This is a genomic window from Mesorhizobium sp. SEMIA396 (assembly GCF_024518615.1).
Lineage (GTDB): Bacteria > Pseudomonadota > Alphaproteobacteria > Rhizobiales > Rhizobiaceae > Mesorhizobium.
On the sequence record NZ_JANIFC010000003.1, the window covers coordinates 437425 to 458937 of the forward strand.

Here is a 21513-nt window from a genome sequence, read left to right on the forward strand (position 1 = left end):
AAAGTGAGTATGATGAGCAACAGCCCCGACAAGCGCAATGAATGGCGCGCCATATTCTACGTGCAAGCTCGCGTTGCCATCCTGTTTGTCCCGGTGGTTGCCAGCCTGCTGATCATAGCGGCGCTTGCCGGCAACGAACGCAAATCCGTTCCCAGCATGATCGACCCGACCGTCACCGGCTCCGTGCGGTAGACCGGCGGTCATCGGCTCTTCGAGATGCTGTCGGAGGCGGGCGCCTGGCGTGCGCTATCGGCGGTTTTCATTTGGCGCTAAAATCATCCGATGGCACTGAATGAGTGGGCCCGAACGATCAAGCGCGATGTGCATGCGCTCTACCTCGCCGCTCGCGATCCCCGAACGCCCTGGTACGCCAAGGCGCTTGCCGTGTGTGTTGCAAGCTATGCCTTGTCGCCAATCGACCTGATCCCCGATTTCATTCCGGTGATCGGCTATCTCGACGACGTCATCCTTGTCCCTTTGGGCGTCCTTGCCGTGGTCAGGATGATACCGCCCGAGGTGATGGCGGAACACAGAAAGACCGCCGCGCTGGCCGCCGACAGGCCGGTGAGCCGCTACGCGGCGGTGATCATTGTTTGTATCTGGACTGCCTCGATCGTGCTGGCCGGGTGGCTGGGATATCTGTATTTCGCTGACTGACTGCCAGGCCGTTCAGCAGGGAAACCGCCGCCAATGAAGCCCGGACGGATCGCGCTTTTCCCGGGATTCCGTCGCCATGCGGCGCCGCTCAAACAAAGCGCGGGATCGGGCCGTTCTGCGGGGTCACGTCGTCGCCGAGGTCGACAAACACCTCGTCGACATAGCACCATGCCCAGCCTTCCGGCGGATCGTAGCCCTCGATGATCGGATGCTTGGTGGCGTGAAAATGCCTGGTGGCGTGGCGGTTGGGCGAGTCGTCGCAGCAGCCGACATGGCCGCAGGTGCGGCAGAGCCGCAAATGCACCCATTGCGACCCGCTCTTCAGGCACTCCTCGCAGCCGAGCGCGCTCGGCGTCACCTTCCTGATGTCGCGCGTATGCCTGCATTCATCCATCATGGTCTCCCTGCTGTTTGAGGTGCGTCCGCGCGCGCGAGATATGCATGCAATGCCGCGACCACCTGGGCGCCTTCGCCGACAGCCGCCGCGACGCGTTTGACCGAACCGGCGCGGACGTCGCCGATGGCGAACACGCCGCTGCGGCTGGTCTCCATCTGCGCCGATCCCAGCTCCGATCCGGTGCGCACGAACCCCCTGGCGTCCAGCGCCACACCGCAATTCGCCAGCCAATCGGTGTTCGGGTCGGCGCCGATGAAGAGAAAGAGATGGCGGATCGGGCGCGTCGTTTCCGCGCCGCTGGCGCGGTTGCGCCATCGCACCGTGCCAAGATTGCCCTCTTCGCCGTCCAGCGCCTCGATTTCGGTCCCGGTCAGCACCTCGATGTTCGGCTGCGCCTTGATGCGTTCGACCAGGTAGCGCGACATGCTGGCATCGAGGCTGCCACCGCGCGCCAGCAGCGCCACTTTGCGCGCATGACTGGCCAAGTAGACAGCCGCCTGCCCGGCCGAATTGCCGGCGCCGACCAGCGCCACTTCCTGGTCCGCGCAAAGCCGCCCTTCAATGGGCGACGCCCAGTAATGCACGCACGTTCCCTCGAACCGCGCCAGATTGGCGATGTCGAGGCGGCGATAGCGCGCGCCGCTGGCGATCACCACGCTGCGCGTGCGCACGTCTCGCCATCACCGACATCGAGCAGATAGCGGGCGCCTGACGCGTCGGAGGCGGCGCTCAAAAGCTTCGCCTCGTCCGGGATGACCATTTCGACGCCGAATTTCTGCGCCTGGTTGTAAGCGCGCGCCATCAGCGCCATGCCGGTAATGCCTGTGGGGAAACCAAGATAGTTCTCGATGCGCGAGGATGCACCGGCCTGTCCGCCGAAGGCGCGGCAGTCGAGCACGATCGTCGATAGGCCTTCGGAGGCCGCATAGACCGCCGCCGCCAGCCCTGCCGGGCCGGCGCCGACGATGGCCACGTCATAGACCGTATCGGCATCGATCGGCCGCAGCAGGCCGATGCAGCGGGCGAGGTCCTTTTCGCCGGGGTTCATCAGCAGCCTGCCGTTTGGACAGAGCACGATCGGCAGGTGGTGAGGATCGACCTCGAAGCGTTCTACCAGGGTTTTGGCGCAGGGATCGCTGCCGGAATCGAGCACGCGATGCGGCTGGCCGCTGCGGGCGAGGAAGCCCTGCAGGCGCAACACGTCGGCATTGTCCTGGGGTCCGATGATGATCGGCCCGCTGGTAGCGCTCTCCAAAAGCCCGACGCGGCGCAGGATCAGCGCCCGCATGATGCGCTCGCCGAGATTGGCCTCCTGCACCATCAGGTCGCGCAGCCGCTGCGAGGCGATGACGAACGCCTCCACCGGTTCGGCGGCCTGCGCATTGACCAGCGAGGGACGGGCCGAAAGCTGCGCCAGCTCGCCGACAAAGCTGCCGGGGCCATGGGTGACGATCGTCTCGCGCCGGCCGAGCCCGCCGTCCTGGGTGATGTCCACGCTGCCCGACAGCACGACGATCAGACCGGGCGCCACATCGCCTGCTTCGATGATGTGCTCGCCGGCGGCATAGGCGCTGGCCTCGCCGAACCGGCGCATGCGGTCGATGTCCACCTCGGCCAGCGTGGGGAACGCCTGGTCGCGGCGGGCACCGAATATCTGGGTGGTGGATTGAGCCATGGTTTTGAGCGTAGCGAAGCGGGCGCGGAGTTTGAAGCGGTTTGTGAGGGGACTGGCCGGAAGGGGAGGTTGGCGGCAAAGAAAAAGCCCGGACGAGCCGGGCTTTTTCTCTAAGTTTCTGAACCGGCGAATGGTTCGAAACGGGAATTTGGTGCCCAGAAGAGGACTCGAACCTCCACTCCTTGCGGAACACGGACCTGAACCGTGCGCGTCTACCAATTCCGCCATCTGGGCTGGTGCGGGCTCATGTAAGCGGGCAAGCGATTGCTGTCAACGCGCTTTTTTCGCAGGTGCTCCGTTCGCCGGCTCAGTCGTCCAGCACTTCCTTCGAAGCGACGGTGGAATCGGCGTTGAGCTGGTAGATGACCGGCACGCCGGTGCCGAGTTCCAGCTTGACGATCTCCTCGCCCGACTTGCCGTCCAGCGCCATGATCAGCGCGCGCAGCGAGTTGCCGTGCGCGGCGACCAGCACCGTGCCGCCGCGCAGCACGTGCGGCTGCAAATCGTGCAGATAGTAGGGCCAGACGCGGGCGCCGGTGTCCTTCAGGCTTTCGCCGGCGGGCGGCGGCACGTCGTAGGAGCGGCGCCAGACATGCACCTGCTCCTCGCCCCATTTCTTGCGGGCGTCGTCCTTGTTGAGGCCGGAAAGGTCGCCATAGTCGCGCTCGTTGAGTGCCTGGTCGCGGATGGTCTTCAGGTCGCTCTGGCCGACCGCGTCGAGAATGTGCTGGCAGGTTTTTTGCGCCCGGATCAGCGCCGAGGTGAAGGCGATGTCGAATTTCAGGCCGCGCGCCTTGAGCTTCTGGCCGGCGGCCTTGGCCTCGGCGTGGCCCTGTTCGGTCAGGTCGACATCGCGCCAGCCGGTGAACAGGTTCTTCAAATTCCATTCGCTCTGGCCGTGGCGTACGAGCACGAGGGTTCTCGACATGTTTGCTCCTTCAAGAGCAATTCCAGGAAAAGTGTGACGCGGTTTTCCGCCCGGAATTGCGTTAGACAAAGAGGTTTATGGATCAGGCCGGCTCAGCTGAGGCCGAGCACGTCCCGCATCGAATACAGTCCCGGCTTCTTGCCGCGCGCCCAAAGCGCCGCCTTGACGGCGCCCCGAGCGAAGATGGCGCGGTCCTCGGCATGGTGGGCAAGCGTGATGCGCTCGCCGGTGCCGGCCAGCATCACGCTGTGGTCGCCGACGACAGAGCCGCCGCGCAGGGTGGCAAAGCCGATCGAGCCTGTCTTGCGCACGCCGGTGTGGCCGTCGCGGACGCGTACCTCATTGCCTGAAAGCTCGATACCACGCCCGGCGGCGGCGGCTTCGCCCAGCAGCAGCGCTGTGCCCGATGGCGCGTCGACCTTGTGCTTATGGTGCATTTCGAGGATCTCGATGTCGAAATCGTCGGCATCGAGCGCGCGTGCCGCCTGCTCGACCAGCACCGCCAGCAGATTGACGCCGAGGCTCATATTGCCCGACTTGACGATCGTCGCATGGCGCGCCGCCGCCGCGATTTTCGCATTGTCGTCGGCCGTGCACCCGGTCGTGCCGATGACGTGAACGATGCGCGCCTGCGCCGCATAGCCCGCGAATTCGACCGTCGAAGCAGGCGTGGTGAAGTCGAGCACGCCGTCTGCCTTGGCGAAGACCGGCAGCGGATCGTCGCCGATCGGCACGTTGATGATACCGATGCCCGCCAGTTCGCCTGCGTCCTTGCCCAGATAGGGCGAACCCGCCCGCTCGACCGCGCCGATGACCCGCGCGCCGGGGATGGTGTGGATGGCGCGGATCAGCGTCTGGCCCATGCGGCCGGCAGCGCCCACCACCACCAGGCCCATATCGCCTGCTTCGCTCATGTGCTCCTCACAGCAGTCTTCTTCGCACGCGTGGCCCGGACCGGAGTTTGGATCGGCTCGCGGTCCTCGACAAGCCCCAGTCCCTTCTTGCCCTGGATGCGGTGGAAGCGGGAATAGATGCTGTCCGGGTCGGCCATCAGCGTCGCATGGGTGCCTTCCTCGACCAACCGTCCCTCTTCCAGCACGATGATGTGGTCGGCATTGACCACCGTCGACAGCCGATGCGCTATGACGATGGTGGTGCGGCCTTGCATGACTTGGGTCAGCGCTTCCTGGACGCGCGCCTCCGCCTCGTTGTCGAGCGCCGATGTCGCCTCGTCGAGCAGCAGGATCGGTGCCTGGCGCACGATGGCGCGGGCGATCGAGACGCGCTGGCGCTGGCCGCCGGAAAGGGTCGAGCCGCCTTCGCCGACCGGCGTGTCGTAACCTTGCGGCTGCTGGCGGATGAACTCGTCGGCTGCCGCCTGTTTCGCCGCCTGCTCGATCTCGGCGTCCGTGGCCGACAGACGGCCGTAGCGGATGTTGTCGCGGATCGTGCCTTCGAACAGATAGGGCGCCTGCGCCACATAGGCGATCGACTGCCGCAGCGAATGCTTGGTTACCTTCGAGATGTCCTGGCCATCGACCTCGATGCTGCCCCGGTCGACGTCGTAGAAGCGCTGCAAGAGGGCCACCAGCGTCGATTTGCCGGCGCCCGACGCACCGACGATCGCCGTCACCTTGCCGGCCGCGGCGGTAAAGCTCAGGTCCCTAAGCACCGGCATGTCGGCGCTGTAGCCGAACGTCACATTGTCGAAACGCACCTCGCCGGTGGTGATCCTCGCCTCGACGGCATCGGGTGCGTCGCCCTGTTTCGGCTCCAGGTCGAGCAACTCGTAGATCATGCGCGCGTTGACCAGGGCACGTTCCATGCCCACCTGTGTGCGCGCCAGGCGTCTTGCCGGATCGTAAGCCATGATCAGCGCGGTGATGAAGGAGAAAACCGCGCCCGGCGGCTGCCCAAGATACAACGCCCGGTAGCCGGAATAGGCAAGTACGGAGGTGATGGCGAGACCGCCCAGAATCTCGGAAATCGGCGACAGCCGCTCCGAGACGCGGGCGATCTTGTTGTTACGCTGCTCGGCCGTGTCCGCCATGATGCCGATGCGGCGCGCCAGCTCGGCCTCCAAGGTGAAGGCCTTGACGATGGCGATGCCTTGCGTGGCTTCCTGCACGGACCCGTTCAGCCGCGAATTGATCAGGACGGATTCCCGGTTGATACGCCGCAGTCGGCGGGTGATATAGACGACGGCCCAGATCAGTGGAGGGCCGATCAGCAGCGAGCTGAGCGACAACACCGGATCCTGATAGATCATCACGCCGACGAGAGCGACCAGCGTGACCGCGTCGCGGCTGATGGAGGTCAGTGTCAGCGACAGCAGATCGCGAACGCCGCCGACATTCTCGCTGACCTGTGCCGCCAGCCGACCGGAACGCGTATCGTTGAAGAAGTTGACGCCGAGCTTCATCAGATGGTCGAAGCTACGCTTCTGGTAGCGCGCGACCAGATTGTTGCCGATACTGGCCAACGCGACTGCTTGGCCGTAACCGGCGAAGCCGCGCAGCAGGGAGGCCCCCATGAAACCGGCGCAGATCAACCAGAGCATATCGCCGCGTCGTTCGTAGAAGATCTGGTTGATCATCGGGGCCATGATCCACGCCGTGAAGGCGGTGGTGCCGGAAACGATCAGCAGGCAAGAGACGGCGACGACATAGGTCCAGCGATACTCTTTGCCGTTTTCAGCGAGGATGCGGCGGAGCACCGCTGTGACCTCGCCGGGCCGGGCTTTTTGTTTGTTTGGAGCTTCAAGTGTCAAATCGGGAGCGCTTTGTGGTTTTCCGCCTCGTGGGACCGGGGCTGCAAATTCGGCACCCCTCTTAACGCCCTGCGGCCTGATTGCCTATGCCCGCACCTGATTAACTTCGTCGCGGGGCGCGAGCGCTTCGCTGGCTTTCAGGCCTGCCAGCGCCGGCCCTCCGTCTGGACACCGAACAGCAAGGGGTTCCTGGCATAGGCGGCAAGGCCCAGAAGTGCGGCCAGCGGGTGGGTGATGACGTAGACCGGCATGGTGCGCATCATCGCGCTGTGCGGCGCCTTGTCCTCGAAAGCGGCGCGGAAATTGCCGGCTTTCAGCGCCGGCACGATCTTCTGCGCGATGCCACCGGTGAGGAACACGCCGCCGCGGCTCATGAACACCAGAGCAAGGTCGCCTGCGGTGCGCCCAAGGCAGGTGACGAAAATCTCCAGCGCTTCCACTGCAACCGGATCGGTTTTCGCAAGTGCCGCGGCAGTGATCTCGGCCGGCGTGGTGAAGGGCGACGGCTTGCCGTCCGCCTTGGCCACCGCCCTGTAGACATTGACCAGACCGCGTCCGCACAGGATCTGCTCGCCCGAAACGCGGCCTTCGAGCTTCTCGATATGCGGAAAAACCTCGAAATCGCGCGGTGTGCGCGGGCCGATGTCCATATGGCCGCCCTCGCCGGGCACCGGTATCCAATGGTGCAGCGCATGGACCAGCCCGGCGACGCCGAGCCCGGTTCCGGGGCCGAGCACGACGCGCCCGGCATTGGGCTCCGGCGTGCCGCCGCCGATCTTTTCCATGTGCTCCTCGCCGAGCGCAACGACGGCCAGCGCCTGCGCCTCGAAATCGTTGAGCACGACGATGTCGCTCAGGCCGAGGCTGGCGAACATTTTCCTCGGCTTGACGATCCAGGGGCAGTTGGTCAGCTCGATCTCGTCGCCGTCGACCGGGCCAGCCACCGCCAGCACCGCCGATTTGGGACGCACCGACGAGCGGTCGAGCACGGCCGCCTGGATCGCCTCGTCGATGGTGTTGTAGTTCGCCGTCTGGACGATGGTCGGCTCGCCTGCCTCGGAATTGGCGTCGAGCACGATCGAAAAGCGCGCATTGGTGCCGCCGATGTCGCCGATCAGGATCGGAAACCGCAGCAAAGTGTCGTCGTCGCCTGTGCGTGGCATGCTCTCGTCCGTCTCCGGCGCCCCCGACGGCATCTGGCCGTTCTTCCGTTGACTAGCGCATGGGTTTGAAAAGGGAAACGGTTTTCGATCCCGGCGGCGCGCTGAGGCCGGCTCTGCGGCCAAACCGCCACGGTTTCGCAAAAATGAGGCGCTGAACCGATTGAGCCTGCCTATAAGGCTGTAAGCTATAAGCCGTGATCGTCAGTTTCCAGGCGGCCGCGGTCGCGGCAGCGGCACGCCGATCTCGGGCGTCGCCGTGAAGGCGTTCACCGTGCTTGGCAAGCCGGCGGCGGCCGGGGTGGCGGGCAATGACGGCGTTTCGGGTTCGGGCGCGGCGGCCGCGACCGGCACGCCGCCGCCATGGTAGGTCGCCGCCTCGGCCGAGTCCGGCCCCGGCGCGTCGAGCACCGCGCGGCATTCGCCCGGCAGGTTCGCCATCGTCATCAGGTCGCGGGCCTTGGGCGCATCCGGGTTCTTGTTGGGGCGCCAGGGCTCCTGCGTGAACCACCAGGCCAGCGGCTTGCCGCAACCGTCATCGTCCGGCGTCGCCTCCTGCGCCTTGCAGCCGGGCGATCCGGGCTGACAGCCGATGCGCATGTGGAAATGATAGTCGTGGCCCCAGAACGGCCTGACCTTGCGCAGCCAGAAGCGGTCGCCCTTGACGGTGTCGCAGAGCTTTTTCTTGATGCCCGGATTGACCAGGATGCGCTCGACCTGGCCGTAGCTCGCCGCCCGCTTCAGAAGCCTTGTGTGCGCTGGCGTCCACAGCGCGTCCTTCACCAGATGGGTCTTCTCATCGACCATCAAGGTGGCGCTCATCGATTCGCGCTGCGCCATCGACAGCGGGCGGCTGGGCATCGGCGTCAGCCAGATGTCGGCGTCGAGCCCGATCTGGTGCGAGGCATGTCCTGTCAGCATCGGGCCGCCGCGCGGCTGCGAAATGTCGCCGATCAGCAGGCCTGGCCAACCATCGGCCGCTGCGTCGCGCGACAATTTCTCGACTACCGCGATCATCGCCGGATGGCCCCAGCGGCGGTTGCGCGACGGCCGCATCACCTGCCAGGTCGGACCGTCCAAGGGAATGGCGACGCCGCCGGCAAAACAGCCCTTGGAATAGAAGCCAATCGACCGCGCCGCGGTCGCGGCCGGCAGTTTCTTGGCGCCGAACAGGTCTTTTGCCCGCTCCTCGGCGGTCGCCGGCTGAACGGCTGAGCCAAGCACGGCAAGCAGGCCGAGCGCAGCGGCCAACAGGGGCGTTTTGCCTAGAGATAGCCTCATCGCTGTCTTCATGAACCCGGTTCTCCACCGCAATCCCAAGGCCGAATCATAGCACGCCGCGCCCGCGGCTTCGATCGTCAGCGCTTCATCGGGCTGCGCGCTTCGCCGTCACGCCAATCGCCGCTTGCCCACATATGATCGAAGGCGGCGCGGTAGTCTGGAAACCGCAGGGAATAACCCGCCGCCTTGATCGCCGCGTTGGCGACACGCTTGTTCTCGCCATAGAAGGACCGCGCCATGGGCGAAAGTTGGGCGGCGTCGAAGGGAATTTCGGGCGGCGGTTCGATACCCATTAGCGAAGCGGCATAGGCGACGACATCCTGCGGCGGCGCCGGCAGGTCGTCGGTGACGTTGAAGATGCCGCCTGTATTGCCTTCGATGAGCTGCCACAGGGCGCCGGCAATGTCGTCGCAATGGATGCGGTTGAACACCTGGTCCGGCTTGACCAGCCGCCTTGCAGTGCCGTTTTCCAGATTGACCAGCGCGTTGCGGCCGGGGCCGTAAATGCCGGACAGGCGCAGGATCGCCCCCGGTCGGCCGATCTCGCGGCCCAGCTCCAGCCAGTCTCGTTCGGCGGCCACCCGCATCACCGAGCGCTTCGACACCGGCCGGCATTCCGCCGTTTCATCGACCCATGCGCCGTCATAATTGCCGTAGACGCCGACGGTGGAGAGATAGCCGATCCATTCAAGCACCGGCATTTGAGTGAGGATTCCCGCGCGGGCGGCATTCAGCACAGGATCGCCGGCCTCTTCCGGGGCGACCGAAATCAGCAGATGCGTTGTTTTTCCCAATGCATCGCCGATTTCGCCGGTCATCGCGCCGTCGAACAGAAGCGGCGCGACACCGGCCTGCCGTAGCGTCTCGAATTTTTCCGGCGAGCGTGTCGTGCCGAAGATCGTCGCGGCGCCTTTGTTAGCCCGAGCAAAAGCCCCGCCGGAATAGCCGGCGCCGAAGATGAATATCTGCTTTTCGCTCATGCATTCGCCCTGGTTGGCCGCGCCAGACGCCATTCGTCGCGCACGGCTTCGTCGCTTTCGGTTTTCAGGCCGATGGCTGCCCGTTCTGAATATTCGGCATCGGGCACCAGCCGCGCCAGCGCCCATATTGCCGCGCCCCGGACCAGCGGCGAGGCATCGTCCAGCAAGGCGCGCACAGTGTCGGCAAGAGAGGCATCGCCGGAATTGCCGGCGGCGATCAGCACGTTGCGGATGAACCGGTCGCGGCCGATGCGTTTTATCGGCGAACCGGAGAAGAAAGCGCGGAAGGCCGCGTCATCGAGACCCAAAAGGTCGGCGAGCGGCGGCTCGCGCAAATCATCGCGCGCGACGAGTTTTGCTTCGGAAGCTGCCCGGGCGAATTTGTTCCACGGGCAGGCGGCAAGACAATCGTCGCAGCCATAGATGCGGTTGCCGATCTTTTCGCGGAATTCGTGCGGAATCGGCCCCTTGTTCTCGATGGTGAGATAGGAGATGCAGCGCCGCGCATCGAGCCGGTAGGGCGCCGGAAAGGCATCGGTCGGGCACGCGTCGAGGCAGGCGCGGCAGGAGCCGCAATGGTCGATCTCGGCGCGGTCGGGCACGAGTTCGGCGGTGGTGAAGATGGTGCCGAGGAACAGCCAGGAGCCGTGCTCGCGGCTGACCAGATTGGTGTGCTTGCCTTGCCAGCCGAGCCCGGCGGCCTCGGCCAGCGGCTTTTCCATCACCGGCGCAGTGTCGACGAATACCTTCACATCACCCCCGGCGCGCGCCACGATCTTGCCGGCGATCTCCTTCAGCCGCCCCTTCATCACATCGTGATAGTCGCGGTTTTGCGCATAGACCGAGATCGCGCCGGAGTCGCGCTTGGCCAGCACCCCGCGCGGATCATGGTCGGGGCCATAGTTCATCGCCAGCACGATGATCGAGCGCACCTGCGGCCAGAGGGCTGTTGGTTCACTGCGGCGTTGAAGCGTCTCGGCGATCCAGTCCATCGACCCATGAAAGCCATCGGCGACGAATTCGGCCAGGCGCGCCGGCGCCAGCGGGATCGCATCGGGGGAGGTGACGGCAACGGCATCGAAGCCGGCGCGCTGCGCCTCCGCGTCGATCAGCGCGCGCAGTTTTGCGGCGTCAGAAGTCGAGGTCCGCATAATGCGACACCGGTGACAGGCCGCGCACCCGGTCGGTCAAAAGCGGCCGGAAGGAGGGCCGCGACTTGACCCGCGTGTACCATTCGCGTGCAGCGCTGTGCTCGCGCCAGTCGATCTCGCCGAGATAGTCGAGCACCGACAGCGTCGCCGCGGCCGCGAGATCGGCATAGGTGACCCTCGAACCGGCCAGCCAATGGCGGGTGCCGGCCAGCCAGTTGGTGTATTTCATGTGCTGGCGGATGTTGGCGCGCGCGGCACGGATCGCGCCCGAATCGGGCGAGCCGCCGCCAGCCGTTTCCGGCATGACCGGCTTGAGCACGCGCTCGCGCACCAGATGGCGGGTGACTTCACTTTCGGCCTTGTTGAGATACCAGTCGATGAGCCGGCGGATTTCGGCGCGCTGCATCGGGTCCTCGGCGAACAGCCGCTTGTCGCGCTTCAGCACGCCGCGCGTTTCATCGAGATATTCCGAAATCACCGTCGCGCCGACGATCGGCACGTCGCCTTCGGCCAGCAGGATCGGCAGCGTTCCGGCCGGGTTCAGCGCCAGGAACTCCTTGCGCCGGGTCCACGGCTTTTCCTCGATCAAAGCCAGCTCCTCGCCATACTCGCCGAATGCGAGGCGGACGAAGCGACAGGTGGCGAACATGGGATGGTGGAAAAGCGTCAGCATGGTTCCGCGATGATAAAGCGCACTGGCGAATCGCAGGGCGCACCGGTAAGTCTTGGCCGCCCGGTTAGCGGGCCGTCAGGGTGTTGCGACCTATAGGGGGACTTCAACGCCATGACAAGCAAGCCCTTCTGTCAGCCGTCACGCCAATGCCGAGGTAGCCATGGAAAGCCAGACCATCGTCGAAGCCCTGCTGCTCGGCCTGCTGGAGGGGTTGACCGAGTTCATCCCGGTGTCGTCGACCGGCCATATTCTGCTTGCCGGTCATTTCCTCGGCTTCCATTCGACCGGCAAGGCCTTCGAGATCCTGATCCAGCTCGGCGCCATCCTGGCGATCCTCAGCGTCTATTTCCGCCGCCTGTGGAAGATGCTGCTCGAACTGCCGCATGACCGGCTGACGCGGCATTTCGCCATCGGCATCCTGATCGCCTTCCTGCCGGCGGCGATCATCGGCGCGCTGGCGCATGATTTCATCAAGACGGTGCTGTTCGAATCGCCGAGGCTGATCTGCATCATGCTGATCATCGGCGGCGTCGTGCTGCTGGCGGTGGACCGCATGAACCTCAAGCCGGTCTACCGCGATGTCGAGCGCTTCCCGACCCGGCTTTACCTGCAGATCGGGCTTTTCCAGTGCCTGTCGCTCATTCCCGGTACATCGCGTTCGGGCTCGACCATCGTCGGCGCCCTGCTTTTGGGCGTCGATAAGCGCGCTGCCGCTGAATTTTCCTTCTTCCTTGCGATCCCGACCATGGTCGGCGCCTTTGCCTTCGACCTGTTCAAGAACCGCAACGTGCTGAGCAGTGCCGACCTGCCGATCATCGCCGTCGGCTTCGTCGCCGCCTTCGTCACGGCGCTCATCGTCGTACGCTTCCTGCTCGATTATGTCTCGCGCAAAGGCTACGCGCTGTTCGGCTGGTGGCGGCTGGTGGTCGGCGGTGTCGGGTTGATGGCGCTGATGATCTGGGGGTGAGGAGTGGTCCGCGAAGCGGACGGAAAGCCAATTGCTTGGCTTTCCGAACGACGAACGGTGAAGGCCCGGTTCGCCTTCGGGCGGATCAAAAGGTCCGGTGGACCTTTTGAAGGGACTGAACGCCCGAAGGGCAGGGAGCCAGCGAAGGGCGAGCAACGCCCGTAAGTGGCCCCTCAACTCCTCCCGTAAAACGCGTTCTCGACATGCACCGGCCAGCGCCAGGGCAGCACCGCGACCATGTCGAAGCGCATCGACAGCCTGCCGTAGTCCGCTTGGCGCGACAGCCAGATGTCGGCCGCGCCTTCTATTCGACGTTCCGATTCGTGACCGATCGCCTCCATGGCTTCCATCAGCGTGCGGCGCGCCTTGACCTCGACGAACAGCACCAGATCGCCGCGCCGCGCGATCAGGTCGATCTCGCCGAAGCGTGTGCGGTGGCGGCGCGCAAGGATTCTGTAGCCCTTCATCATCAGTGCTGCCGCCGCCAGCCATTCACCGCGATGGCCGCGCCGATAGGCCTTTTGGCGGCTGACGCTTGGGCGCTCAGCCACTGTCGCTTTCTCCAGAAGTCTCCCTAAGGTCAAGCAGCCGCCGATAGAGGGCCTGTTTCTGGCCGCCGGTCATCTTCGCGGCTTCCGCGGCCGCCTTGGAGGCCGGCATTTCGACGGCAAGCGACAGAAGCAGACGGTCGATGTCTTCAGGCTCGTCGACCCTGGCCTCGGCCGGACCGACGCAGACGACGATTTCGCCCTTCGGCGTATCGGCCGCAGCATAGTGGTCGACCAGCGCCTGCAGCGTGCCGGTTCGCATCTCTTCGAAGGTCTTGGTCAATTCCCTGCCGATAGCGGCCTTGCGCTCGCCGCCGAGCGCTTCGACCATGGCAGCCAGGGAGTCAGCCAGCCGGCGCGGCGATTCAAAGAAAATCAATGTCGCCGGCACGGCCTTCAGTGCTTCCAGCCGTGTCAGCCGCTGCCCTGATTTGACCGGCAGGAAGCCGGCGAACAGGAAGGCATCGGAGGGCAGGCCGGATGCCGTCAGCGCCGCCAGCGGCGCTGACGGGCCGGGGATAGGCACGACGCGAATGCCGTGGTCGAGCGCCTCGCCGACCAGCCGGTAGCCGGGATCGGATACCAGCGGCGTGCCGGCATCGGAGATCAGCGCCACGCTCTGCCCGGCCTGAAGTGCCGATATCAGCTTCGGCCCGGCCTCGCCGGCATTGTGTTCATGATAGGCCGTGGTGCGGCGGCGAATGCCGTAGCGGTCGAGCAGCACGCGCGACACCCGCGTGTCTTCGCAGGCGACGATGTCGGCAGCGGCCAGCGTCTCCAGCGCGCGCAGCGTGATGTCGGCGAGATTGCCGATCGGCGTCGCCACCAGATAGAGCGCCGGCTCCAATGGCCGTGCCGCGATCTCGGTCTGCCCGACCACATAGCTGCGCTTGCTCGTCTCTGCGGTCACCGATGACTTCTCCATTCAGCCCTGTTTGGCACGGCTGACGCGGGCTTGCAAAAGCTGACGCCGATGTAAGGAATTCGCCTTTCCTTTGCCACAGTGGGGAACCAAACCGGCGTTGGCAGATTAGCCCCCTGATTCCGGAGGAGGACAGGATGGACAGCCTGAAGATACAGGACGCTTTCGAGCCCTACTATGCCGGCCGCAAGCGCGGTGCCGCGCCCAGGGACAAGCGCCTATCTGCCAAGACCGAGCACAGCCTGGCCAAAGAGCGAGCCGTGAGCGCTTTGCCGACCAACGTCAGGCTTTCCGACAACAAACCCGATAGCACGACGGAGCACTGACCGGACGATGCCCAATCGCTTCGATATCTTCATCACCCGTCTTGAAACAAAGAATGCCCGCAACGGCGCGCAACTAGCCTCGATAGGCGACCAGCACCGCGCCCGCCGCGATAAGAGCGACGCCAAGCCAATTCGCTCCGGACAACCGCTCGCCGAGAAAGGCCGCGCCAAACACCGCCACAAGCACGACGCTTAGCTTGTCGATCGGCGCCACCTGCGCCGCATTGCCGATCTTCAGGGCGCGAAAGTAGCAGAGCCATGACGCGCCGGTCGCCAGACCGGACAGGCCTAGGAAAGCCCAAGTCTTTGCCGAGATCGTGGCCGGCGACTGGAACTGGCCGCTGGCAAGCAGGATGGCACCGAGCACGATCAGGATGATGACCGTGCGGATGAAGGTGGCGAAATCGGAATTGATGTTCTCGATGCCAACCTTGGCGAAGATCGCCGTCAGGGCAGCGAACGCAGCTGAGAGCAATGCCCAGAATTGCCAGGAGGATACGGTCAGGTTCATGCCGGTGGCCTTTGCGGATGAGGTCTCAACCGAGATACCGTGAAACGCGTGCCTTCAGAAGTGTAATCCTAAGCTTCGGAGATTGGACGAGGCTTCCCCACCTTCGTCATCCACGGGCGGAGCAGGAGCGAAGCGACGTCGCGAAGACCCGAGGATCCATTCCGTGACTTCTGAATTTCGCTACGGTGCAGAATTTGGAAAGCTGGCGTGGAGAAGATGCGCCGGCAACGAAATCTATTGTTTGAACGGGACAAGTGGCAGAGCAGGCATGCCCATTCTGGACCGTGACGCCCCGCAGCAGCCGTCGCGGCATGGATCCTCGGGTCTGCGCGCCGCTTCGCGTCGTTCCGCCCGTGGATGACGAGGCGGGAGGAGCTTGGCGCAGGCAAAGCTACCTGCCTACCGCGCCAGATCGGCGACCACGGCGTCGAGCACGATCATGCCGGCGGCCGTGGCGCGCAGGCGCGAATTGCCGATCGGCGCCACCAGCCCCTCTCCCTGCAGCATCGACAGCCGTGCTGACGACAGGCCGCGTCCGGAGAACGTTTCGTAGCGGGAGAGGTCGATGCCTTCGGCGAGCCGCAGGCCCATCAGCAGGAATTCGTCGGCCTCTTCCGAACGCGTCAGGATTTCGCCGCCGGTGACGCCATGGCCCTTGGCTTCGACCAGATTGGCCCAGGTTTCCGGCATCCGCTCGGCGATCGTCACCGTGCGGCGGCCATTCTCGACGAAGCGGCCATGCGCGCCCGGCCCGACGCCGACATATTCGCCATAGCGCCAATAGGTGAGGTTGTGCCGGCTCTCGGCACCCGGCCTTGCGTGATTGGAAATCTCGTAAGCCGGCAAACCATGCGCCGATGTAATCTCCTGCGTCAGCGCATAGAGGTCGGCGGCGTGGTCATTGTCGGGAATGATGAATTTTTTCGCCGCATGCAGCGCGTGGAACGGCGTGCCCTCCTCGATGGTCAGCTGGTAGAGTGACAGATGGTCGGCGGCATGGCCGATCGCCTGTTCCAGCTCCGATGCCCAAGCCTCCGGCGTCTGGCCGGGCCGGGCATAGATGAGGTCGAAGGACAGCCTCGGGAATATTTCCCGCGCGAGGCCGATGGCGTGCAGGGCCTCTTCGACATTGTGCAACCGGCCGAGGAAGCGCAAATCCTTGTCATTCAGCGCCTGCACGCCGAGCGACACGCGGTTGACGCCGGCTGCCCGGTAGCCGCGAAAGCGTTCGGCCTCGACCGAGGACGGATTGGCCTCCAGCGTCACCTCGATGCCGTCAGGCACAGTCCAGTTCTTCGCCACGGCGTCAAGAACCCTGGCCACGGTTTCCGGCTTCATCAGCGACGGCGTGCCGCCGCCGAGAAAAACGCTGGTCACCTCGCGCGGCCCGGTGCGTTCGCGCATCGTCGCCAGCTCGGCCTCGAAGGCACTGGCGAAGCGGTCCTGATCGACCGGCTGGTGGCGGACATGGCTGTTGAAGTCGCAATAGGGGCACTTGGCCGCGCAGAACGGCCAATGAACATAGACGCCGAAGCCGGGCGTCCGGTCGAGCAGGATGCTCATGCCGAGCCCAATCTCGCTTTAGCGAACTTCTGGAAAGCGCGAGCGCGGTGCGACAGCGCCGTCGGCTGGCCGGGCCTCCAGCCGTGCTTTTCCTCGGCGCTCATTTCGCCGAAGGTCTTTTCGAAGCCGTCGGGGAGGAAGACCGGGTCGTAACCGAAGCCGAGTTCGCCGCGCGGTGGCCAGACCAGCGTGCCTTCGGCCTCACCGCGATAATATTCGGCCTCGCCGTCGGGAAACGCCAGACAGATGACGGCAACGAAGCGTCCCTTGCGCTGTTGCGGCAAGGCCGCGCCGACCTCCTGCAACGCCACTTCGGTGCGCTGCATGGCCATGCCGAAATCTCTGCTGCCATCCGGGGTTTCGGCCCAGTTGGCGGTGTAGACGCCGGGCGCGCCATCAAGCGCGTCGACGCACAGGCCGGAATCGTCCGACAGCGCCGGCAGGCCGGTCGCCTTGGCGGCGGCGAGCGCCTTGATGTAGGCGTTCTCCTCGAAGGTGGTGCCGGTCTCGTCCGGCTCCGGCAGGCCATACTCCTTGGCCGACTTCGCTTCGAAGCCGAACGGCCCCATCAGGTCGGCGAATTCGCGCAGCTTGCCTTCATTGTGGCTGGCGACGACGATCTTCTTGCCATCAAGAGAATGCATCAAAGGCCCCAGATTCGTGGCTCGGCGAATTCGATCGAATTGCCCGAGGGGTCGCGTATATAGATCGAACGGCCGCCCTGCGGCCACTCGAATTCGCTTTCGATGGCGATCTTCTTCGCCGCGAGATGGGCTTTCCAGCCGGCGATTTCATCGCCGGTCGCCGTAAAGCACAGATGACCTTGGCCGACCGCGCCATGCGGCGGCACCGGCAGCCTGGCGTCAGGCGCCGGCGGCACTTTCGTCGCCTCGGCGTTGAAGACGAGCAGCACGCCCGGCCCGCAGCGGAAGAAGAGGTGGCGGCCGTCGACCTTGCCGAGGAGATTGAGGCCGAGGATGTCGGTGTAGAAGGTTTCCGCTGCGGGAAGATCGGTGACGTAGAGAGCGGATTCAAGGATGGCCGAGGGCGTCACGAGGCGCCCCCCTCTGGCCTGCCGGCCATCTCCCCCTCAAGGGGGGAGATCGGATGCCATTTCGGTATTCGCCAATCTCCGGCGTTGCAGGGTGCGCGACAACGCAGAAGTCGCCAATCTCCCCACTTGAGGGGGAGATGGCCGGCAGGCCAGAGGGGGGCGCTCAAACTCGACATCGAAAAACTAAGCCACCGCCATCTGCTGCAGACTCACCAACCTCTGGATGCCTTTCTTGGCCAGGCCCATCAAGTCCGCGAACTGCTCCTCGGAGAAAGGCTCGCCCTCGGCGGTGCCCTGGATCTCGACGATGCCACCCTTGCCGGTCATGACGAAATTGGCGTCGGTGCCGGCCGAAGAATCCTCGATATAGTCGAGGTCGATGACCGGCTGGCCGTCATGGATGCCGCAGGAGATCGCCGCGACATGGTCCTTCAGCACCTTGGCGACGCTGGCCATCTGGCGCGCTTCCATCCAGCGCAGGCAGTCATACAGCGCCACCCAGCCGCCGGTGATCGATGCGGTGCGGGTGCCACCATCGGCCTGGATGACGTCGCAGTCGACGGTGATCTGCTGCTCGCCCAGCGCCTGCAGGTCGACCACGGCGCGCAGGGAGCGGCCGATCAGCCGCTGGATTTCGAGCGTGCGGCCGCCCTGCTTGCCGGCCGAAGCCTCGCGGCGCATGCGCTCGCCGGTCGAGCGCGGCAGCATGCCGTATTCCGCCGTCACCCAGCCCTTGCCGGAATTGCGCATCCAGCCCGGCACTTTTTCCTCGAGGCTGGCCGTGCACAGGACATGAGTGTCGCCGAACTTCACCAGGCATGAGCCTTCGGCATGCTTGGAGACGCCGCGCTCGAAGGAGATGGCACGCATTTCGTCGAATTGGCGTTTGGAAGGGCGCATTCAGGCTGCTTTCTTGTCATTTTTCGGAATCTTGGCCGGCTTGTAACCGCATGGGACGCGTGGCGCAAAGGAAAATGGCCCGACGATCTGACTCAGACACCGGGTGATCTCACAAAGACACCGGGTGATCTCACACAGACACCGGGTTGCGCGGGTGCAGTGTAAGTCTATATCCTTGGGCCGGAGGTTTTTGGCCGTATGACCAAGGCAGTCGATCCCGCTTCGCAGTCGCCCGCGCTCCAGTCGCTCGACATGCGTTCGCGCGACATCTTCCGGCGCATCGTCGATTCCTACCTCAGGGACGGCGAACCCGTGGGCTCGCGCAGCCTGTCGCGCATCCTGCCGTCTTCGCTGTCGCCGGCCACCATCCGCAACGTCATGAGCGACCTCGAGCATCTCGGCCTGATCTACGCGCCGCACATTTCGGCCGGCCGGCTGCCGACGCAGGCCGGCCTGCGTTTCTTCGTCGATGCCTTCATGGAGCTTGGCGATCTTTCCGACGAGGAGCGCCGCGCCATCGAGGCACAGGTTCGGGCGTCCGGCTCGGGCGCGACGCTGGAACACATGCTGACCGAGGCCAGCCAGATGCTGTCGGGCATGTCGCGCGGCGCCGGCCTGGTGCTGGCCGCCAAGAACGAGGTGGCGCTGAAGCACATCGAATTCATCCAGCTCGAACCGACCAAGGCGCTGGCAGTGCTGGTGTCGCAGAATGGCGACGTCGAAAATCGCGTCGTCGAGCTGCCCGCCGGCATCACCGTCTCGCAACTGCACGAGGCCTCGAATTTCCTTAACGCCCATATACGCGGCCGCACGCTGGCCGAGGCGCGGATCGAGATCGCCCGCATCAAGGAAGAAACCAGGGCCGCGCTCGACACGCTGTCGCAGGACCTAGTCGAGAAGGGGCTGGCGGTGTGGGCCGGCGCCGATAGCGGCCTGCCGGCACGGCTCATCGTGCGCGGGCGCGCCAATCTGCTCGAAAACGTCACCGCCCAGGCCGACATCGAACTGCTGCGGCATCTGTTCGAGGACATGGAGACGCAGGACGGGCTTATCCAGCTGCTTGACCTCGCCGAGCAGGGCTCGGGCGTGCGCATCTTCATCGGCTCGGAAAACAAGCTGTTTTCGCTGTCGGGCTCGTCGCTGGTGGTGGCGCCTTATCGCGACAAGGATGCCCGCGTCGTCGGCGCGCTCGGCGTCATCGGCCCGACCCGGCTGAACTACGCGCGCATCGTCCCAATGGTCGACTATACGGCGCAGCTGATTTCACGCATGCTGCGCTGAGCTGATCCAACCGAGGAGACGATGATGGCGCTCGAAGAATTCAAGGCCCGGATCAGCCTCCTGCTGGAGGAGATGGTCAACCAGCCGGAAGACCAGCACGAGATCCAGGAGCAGTTGCGCGAAAAACTGCAGGAAATGCGCGCCATGGGCCTGCCGCTGCCGGCCGATCTCGTCGAGTTGGAAAAACGCCTCGACGACGATTTTTACGCCGCCGGGACCTGAACCGGGGAACCGGAAGCTTCCTCCACCTCATCATGTGCCGTGGAACGATCGACGAAACCGGTCGTTCCTGTTTTCACGCCCAAACATTGGAGGACCGAATGATGCGTTTTGCCGGCTCCGCACTTTCCGCCGCACTGTTTCTCTCGACCGCTTCATTCGCCCAGCAGGCGGACGAGCCGGTGCTGAAAGGCGCGGACGCCTTCGGTGACTGGCGAGCCGACAAGCCGGGCACACGCCGCCTGATCGAACCGGATGATCTGCCTAAGCCCTATGCCAACAGATCGACCTCTAACAGCGCCGGCGTTGCGGACATGCCGGCAGACGCGAAGCTGCAACTGCCGCCGGGATTCTCGGCCGAGCTGGTTGCATCCGGCATCGACAATCCACGCGTCGTGCGCGTCGCGCCGAACGGCGACCTGTTCGTCGCCGACAGCAAAGCCAACCAGGTCCGCATCTATCGCCTCGCCGAAGGCGGTGCGAGCCCTGTGCAGGACGGCATCTTTGCCGGCAGTCTCAAACGGCCCTATGGCATTGCCTTCTATCCGCCGGGCGCTGACCCGCAATGGGTCTATGTCGCCAATAGCGACAGCATCGTGCGCTTTGCCTACCGCAATGGCGACCTGAAGGCCTCCGGCGATCCGGAAACCATCGTCGGCAACATCCCGGCCAATCATCACTGGACCCGCGACATCGCCTTCTCGCCTGATGGCAAGACGCTTTATCTGTCGGTCGGCTCGGGATCGAATGTCGCCGAGCGCATGGGCAAGGAACCGAAGGGCGGCCTCGACGCCTGGGCGAAGTCGCAGCCGTTGGGTGCAGCCTGGGGTTCCGAAGACGGCCGCGCCGGCGTGCTGGCCTTCGATCCCGATGGCAAGAACGGCCGCATCTTTGCCACCGGCCTGCGCAACTGCTCGGGTATGACCGTGCAGCCGGCGACCGGCGCGCTGTGGTGCGTCGTCAACGAACGCGATGCGCTTGGCGACAATGTGCCGCCCGAATACGCGACCGTGGTCAAGGAGGGCGCCTTCTATGGCTGGCCCTGGTACTATATCGGCGACAATGAGGATCCGCGCCACAAGGGTGAGCGCCCCGATCTTGCCGGCAAAACGACCGTTCCCGATGTGCTGATGCAGGCGCATTCGGCTCCGCTCAACATCGCCTTCTACGAAGGGAAGAGCTTTCCGGCCGAATACAAGGGCGATGCTTTCGTCGCTCTGCACGGTTCATGGAACCGCGGCAACCGGACCGGCTATAAGGTGGTGCGATTGCTGTTCAAGGACGGCAAGCCGACCGGCGAATATGAGGATTTCATCACCGGCTTCGTCTCCAACGGCGAGGTCTGGGGCCGGCCGGTCGGTGTGGCGGTGACCATGGATGGCGCGCTGATCGTCACCGAGGACGGCAACGGTACCATCTGGCGTGTCACCCATGGCGACGGTCGCTCCTGATCTGCTTGGGTAGCGCAGGCCCCCTCACCCGGATTGCCAACCGAATTGCGAAGAGCAATTCGGGACAATCCGACCTCTCCCCGGCGGGTAGAGGAGGTA

General features: G+C 64.8%; 23 protein-coding genes, 1 tRNA gene and 1 pseudogene. 7 read left to right on the top strand and 18 right to left on the bottom strand.

Going from position 1 to position 21513, the window contains the following annotated elements:
• Nucleotides 1-12: 12 nt before the first annotated feature.
• Entirely contained in the window at nucleotides 13-192 is a 180-nt protein-coding gene (locus NP503_RS11550; RefSeq protein WP_023814179.1) for a hypothetical protein, read from the top strand.
• 90 nt (nucleotides 193-282) lie between these two features.
• Nucleotides 283-657: a YkvA family protein gene (locus NP503_RS11555; RefSeq protein WP_127269768.1), complete on the top strand. Its 375-nt coding sequence runs from the start codon at nucleotides 283-285 to the stop codon at nucleotides 655-657.
• Between the two features lie 88 nt (nucleotides 658-745).
• On the opposite strand, the gene NP503_RS11560 is transcribed toward NP503_RS11555, so the two are convergent.
• The 11 genes and pseudogenes from NP503_RS11560 to NP503_RS11610 form a co-directional block, all read right to left on the bottom strand.
• A complete protein-coding gene (locus tag NP503_RS11560) occupies nucleotides 746-1054 on the bottom strand; it encodes a UBP-type zinc finger domain-containing protein (protein WP_027040253.1) in 309 nt (102 codons plus the stop codon).
• Nucleotides 1051-2729: pseudogene (locus NP503_RS11565) on the bottom strand (FAD-dependent oxidoreductase). Before NP503_RS11565 ends, NP503_RS11560 begins: the two are co-directional and overlap by 4 nt.
• Before the next feature lie 149 nt (nucleotides 2730-2878).
• Nucleotides 2879-2963, bottom strand: a tRNA-Leu gene (locus NP503_RS11570).
• A 73-nt stretch (nucleotides 2964-3036) separates the two neighbouring features.
• On the bottom strand, nucleotides 3037-3657 hold the full coding sequence (locus tag NP503_RS11575; protein WP_127268270.1) for a 2,3-bisphosphoglycerate-dependent phosphoglycerate mutase: 621 nt from the start codon (nucleotides 3655-3657) through the stop codon (nucleotides 3037-3039).
• Between the two features lie 92 nt (nucleotides 3658-3749).
• Nucleotides 3750-4571 (bottom strand): 4-hydroxy-tetrahydrodipicolinate reductase, encoded by an 822-nt coding sequence (dapB, locus tag NP503_RS11580; protein WP_127268269.1) that lies wholly within the window; start codon nucleotides 4569-4571, stop codon nucleotides 3750-3752.
• On the bottom strand, nucleotides 4568-6427 hold the full coding sequence (locus NP503_RS11585; protein ID WP_127268268.1) for an ABC transporter ATP-binding protein: 1860 nt from the start codon (nucleotides 6425-6427) through the stop codon (nucleotides 4568-4570). Before NP503_RS11585 ends, dapB begins: the two co-directional genes overlap by 4 nt.
• A 137-nt stretch (nucleotides 6428-6564) precedes the next feature.
• Nucleotides 6565-7590 carry a glucokinase gene (locus tag NP503_RS11590; protein ID WP_127268267.1) on the bottom strand — a complete coding sequence of 342 codons (1026 nt, stop codon included), beginning with the start codon at nucleotides 7588-7590 and terminating at the stop codon, nucleotides 6565-6567.
• 201 nt (nucleotides 7591-7791) lie between these two features.
• Nucleotides 7792-8880 (bottom strand): penicillin-insensitive murein endopeptidase, encoded by a 1089-nt coding sequence (mepA, locus tag NP503_RS11595; protein ID WP_127269766.1) that lies wholly within the window; start codon nucleotides 8878-8880, stop codon nucleotides 7792-7794.
• Between the two features lie 65 nt (nucleotides 8881-8945).
• On the bottom strand, nucleotides 8946-9848 hold the full coding sequence (locus NP503_RS11600) for an SDR family oxidoreductase (protein WP_127269764.1): 903 nt from the start codon (nucleotides 9846-9848) through the stop codon (nucleotides 8946-8948).
• The gene (queG, locus tag NP503_RS11605; RefSeq protein ID WP_127269762.1) at nucleotides 9845-10999 is read right to left on the bottom strand and encodes a tRNA epoxyqueuosine(34) reductase QueG; all 1155 of its coding nucleotides are present in this window, start codon (nucleotides 10997-10999) and stop codon (nucleotides 9845-9847) included. Before queG ends, NP503_RS11600 begins: the two co-directional genes overlap by 4 nt.
• Complete coding sequence (locus NP503_RS11610; RefSeq protein ID WP_013528622.1) at nucleotides 10980-11672, bottom strand: glutathione S-transferase family protein; 693 nt, start codon at nucleotides 11670-11672, stop codon at nucleotides 10980-10982. Before NP503_RS11610 ends, queG begins: the two co-directional genes overlap by 20 nt.
• A 160-nt stretch (nucleotides 11673-11832) precedes the next feature.
• Between NP503_RS11610 and NP503_RS11615 the strand changes: the two genes are divergently transcribed.
• Nucleotides 11833-12639, top strand: a complete 807-nt coding sequence (locus NP503_RS11615) for an undecaprenyl-diphosphate phosphatase (protein WP_127269760.1) — start codon at nucleotides 11833-11835, stop codon at nucleotides 12637-12639.
• A gap of 173 nt (nucleotides 12640-12812) precedes the next feature.
• On the opposite strand, the gene NP503_RS11620 is transcribed toward NP503_RS11615, so the two are convergent.
• On the bottom strand, nucleotides 12813-13190 hold the full coding sequence (locus tag NP503_RS11620) for a YraN family protein (protein WP_127269758.1): 378 nt from the start codon (nucleotides 13188-13190) through the stop codon (nucleotides 12813-12815).
• A complete protein-coding gene (gene rsmI / locus NP503_RS11625; protein WP_127269756.1) occupies nucleotides 13183-14112 on the bottom strand; it encodes a 16S rRNA (cytidine(1402)-2'-O)-methyltransferase in 930 nt (309 codons plus the stop codon). Before rsmI ends, NP503_RS11620 begins: the two co-directional genes overlap by 8 nt.
• A gap of 134 nt (nucleotides 14113-14246) precedes the next feature.
• Here rsmI and NP503_RS11630 point away from each other — a divergent pair, with 134 nt between their 5' ends.
• A complete protein-coding gene (locus NP503_RS11630) occupies nucleotides 14247-14435 on the top strand; it encodes a hypothetical protein (RefSeq protein WP_127269534.1) in 189 nt (62 codons plus the stop codon).
• A 73-nt stretch (nucleotides 14436-14508) separates the two neighbouring features.
• On the opposite strand, the gene NP503_RS11635 is transcribed toward NP503_RS11630, so the two are convergent.
• The 5 genes from NP503_RS11635 to rph all read right to left on the bottom strand — a co-directional run bounded on the left by NP503_RS11635 (nucleotide 14509) and on the right by rph (nucleotide 18463).
• A complete protein-coding gene (locus NP503_RS11635; RefSeq protein ID WP_127269533.1) occupies nucleotides 14509-14946 on the bottom strand; it encodes an EamA family transporter in 438 nt (145 codons plus the stop codon).
• 399 nt (nucleotides 14947-15345) lie between these two features.
• The gene (gene hemW / locus NP503_RS11640) at nucleotides 15346-16509 is read right to left on the bottom strand and encodes a radical SAM family heme chaperone HemW (RefSeq protein ID WP_127269532.1); all 1164 of its coding nucleotides are present in this window, start codon (nucleotides 16507-16509) and stop codon (nucleotides 15346-15348) included.
• Complete coding sequence (gene rdgB / locus NP503_RS11645; protein ID WP_127269531.1) at nucleotides 16506-17153, bottom strand: RdgB/HAM1 family non-canonical purine NTP pyrophosphatase; 648 nt, start codon at nucleotides 17151-17153, stop codon at nucleotides 16506-16508. Before rdgB ends, hemW begins: the two co-directional genes overlap by 4 nt.
• Nucleotides 17153-17563 carry a VOC family protein gene (locus NP503_RS11650; RefSeq protein WP_127269530.1) on the bottom strand — a complete coding sequence of 137 codons (411 nt, stop codon included), beginning with the start codon at nucleotides 17561-17563 and terminating at the stop codon, nucleotides 17153-17155. The genes rdgB and NP503_RS11650 overlap by 1 nt, the downstream gene beginning before the upstream one ends.
• A 183-nt stretch (nucleotides 17564-17746) precedes the next feature.
• Entirely contained in the window at nucleotides 17747-18463 is a 717-nt protein-coding gene (gene rph / locus NP503_RS11655; RefSeq protein WP_056585385.1) for a ribonuclease PH, read from the bottom strand.
• Between the two features lie 198 nt (nucleotides 18464-18661).
• Between rph and hrcA the strand changes: the two genes are divergently transcribed.
• The 3 genes from hrcA (at nucleotide 18662) to NP503_RS11670 (ending at nucleotide 21414) form a co-directional block, all read left to right on the top strand.
• On the top strand, nucleotides 18662-19744 hold the full coding sequence (gene hrcA / locus NP503_RS11660; protein WP_023814157.1) for a heat-inducible transcriptional repressor HrcA: 1083 nt from the start codon (nucleotides 18662-18664) through the stop codon (nucleotides 19742-19744).
• 24 nt (nucleotides 19745-19768) lie between these two features.
• Nucleotides 19769-19966, top strand: a complete 198-nt coding sequence (locus NP503_RS11665) for a hypothetical protein (protein ID WP_023814156.1) — start codon at nucleotides 19769-19771, stop codon at nucleotides 19964-19966.
• A 98-nt stretch (nucleotides 19967-20064) separates the two neighbouring features.
• A complete protein-coding gene (locus tag NP503_RS11670; protein ID WP_127267551.1) occupies nucleotides 20065-21414 on the top strand; it encodes a sorbosone dehydrogenase family protein in 1350 nt (449 codons plus the stop codon).
• The last annotated feature ends 99 nt before the right edge of the window (nucleotides 21415-21513 follow it).

Excerpts from the sequence above, each read along its gene's own strand:
- NP503_RS11550 (WP_023814179.1), top strand. The coding sequence starts at position 13 with ATGAGCAACAGCCCCGACAAGCGCAATGAATGGCGCGCCATATTCTAC.
- NP503_RS11555 (WP_127269768.1), top strand. The coding sequence starts at position 283 with ATGGCACTGAATGAGTGGGCCCGAACGATCAAGCGCGATGTGCATGCG.
- NP503_RS11560 (WP_027040253.1), bottom strand. The coding sequence starts at position 1,054 with ATGATGGATGAATGCAGGCATACGCGCGACATCAGGAAGGTGACGCCG.
- NP503_RS11575 (WP_127268270.1), bottom strand. The coding sequence starts at position 3,657 with ATGTCGAGAACCCTCGTGCTCGTACGCCACGGCCAGAGCGAATGGAAT.
- dapB (WP_127268269.1), bottom strand. The coding sequence starts at position 4,571 with ATGAGCGAAGCAGGCGATATGGGCCTGGTGGTGGTGGGCGCTGCCGGC.
- NP503_RS11590 (WP_127268267.1), bottom strand. The coding sequence starts at position 7,590 with ATGCCACGCACAGGCGACGACGACACTTTGCTGCGGTTTCCGATCCTG.
- mepA (WP_127269766.1), bottom strand. The coding sequence starts at position 8,880 with ATGAAGACAGCGATGAGGCTATCTCTAGGCAAAACGCCCCTGTTGGCC.
- NP503_RS11600 (WP_127269764.1), bottom strand. The coding sequence starts at position 9,848 with ATGAGCGAAAAGCAGATATTCATCTTCGGCGCCGGCTATTCCGGCGGG.
- queG (WP_127269762.1), bottom strand. The coding sequence starts at position 10,999 with ATGCGGACCTCGACTTCTGACGCCGCAAAACTGCGCGCGCTGATCGAC.
- NP503_RS11610 (WP_013528622.1), bottom strand. The coding sequence starts at position 11,672 with ATGCTGACGCTTTTCCACCATCCCATGTTCGCCACCTGTCGCTTCGTC.
- NP503_RS11615 (WP_127269760.1), top strand. The coding sequence starts at position 11,833 with ATGGAAAGCCAGACCATCGTCGAAGCCCTGCTGCTCGGCCTGCTGGAG.
- rsmI (WP_127269756.1), bottom strand. The coding sequence starts at position 14,112 with ATGGAGAAGTCATCGGTGACCGCAGAGACGAGCAAGCGCAGCTATGTG.
- NP503_RS11630 (WP_127269534.1), top strand. The coding sequence starts at position 14,247 with ATGGACAGCCTGAAGATACAGGACGCTTTCGAGCCCTACTATGCCGGC.
- NP503_RS11635 (WP_127269533.1), bottom strand. The coding sequence starts at position 14,946 with ATGAACCTGACCGTATCCTCCTGGCAATTCTGGGCATTGCTCTCAGCT.
- hemW (WP_127269532.1), bottom strand. The coding sequence starts at position 16,509 with ATGAGCATCCTGCTCGACCGGACGCCCGGCTTCGGCGTCTATGTTCAT.
- rdgB (WP_127269531.1), bottom strand. The coding sequence starts at position 17,153 with ATGCATTCTCTTGATGGCAAGAAGATCGTCGTCGCCAGCCACAATGAA.
- rph (WP_056585385.1), bottom strand. The coding sequence starts at position 18,463 with ATGCGCCCTTCCAAACGCCAATTCGACGAAATGCGTGCCATCTCCTTC.
- hrcA (WP_023814157.1), top strand. The coding sequence starts at position 18,662 with ATGACCAAGGCAGTCGATCCCGCTTCGCAGTCGCCCGCGCTCCAGTCG.
- NP503_RS11665 (WP_023814156.1), top strand. The coding sequence starts at position 19,769 with ATGGCGCTCGAAGAATTCAAGGCCCGGATCAGCCTCCTGCTGGAGGAG.
- NP503_RS11670 (WP_127267551.1), top strand. The coding sequence starts at position 20,065 with ATGATGCGTTTTGCCGGCTCCGCACTTTCCGCCGCACTGTTTCTCTCG.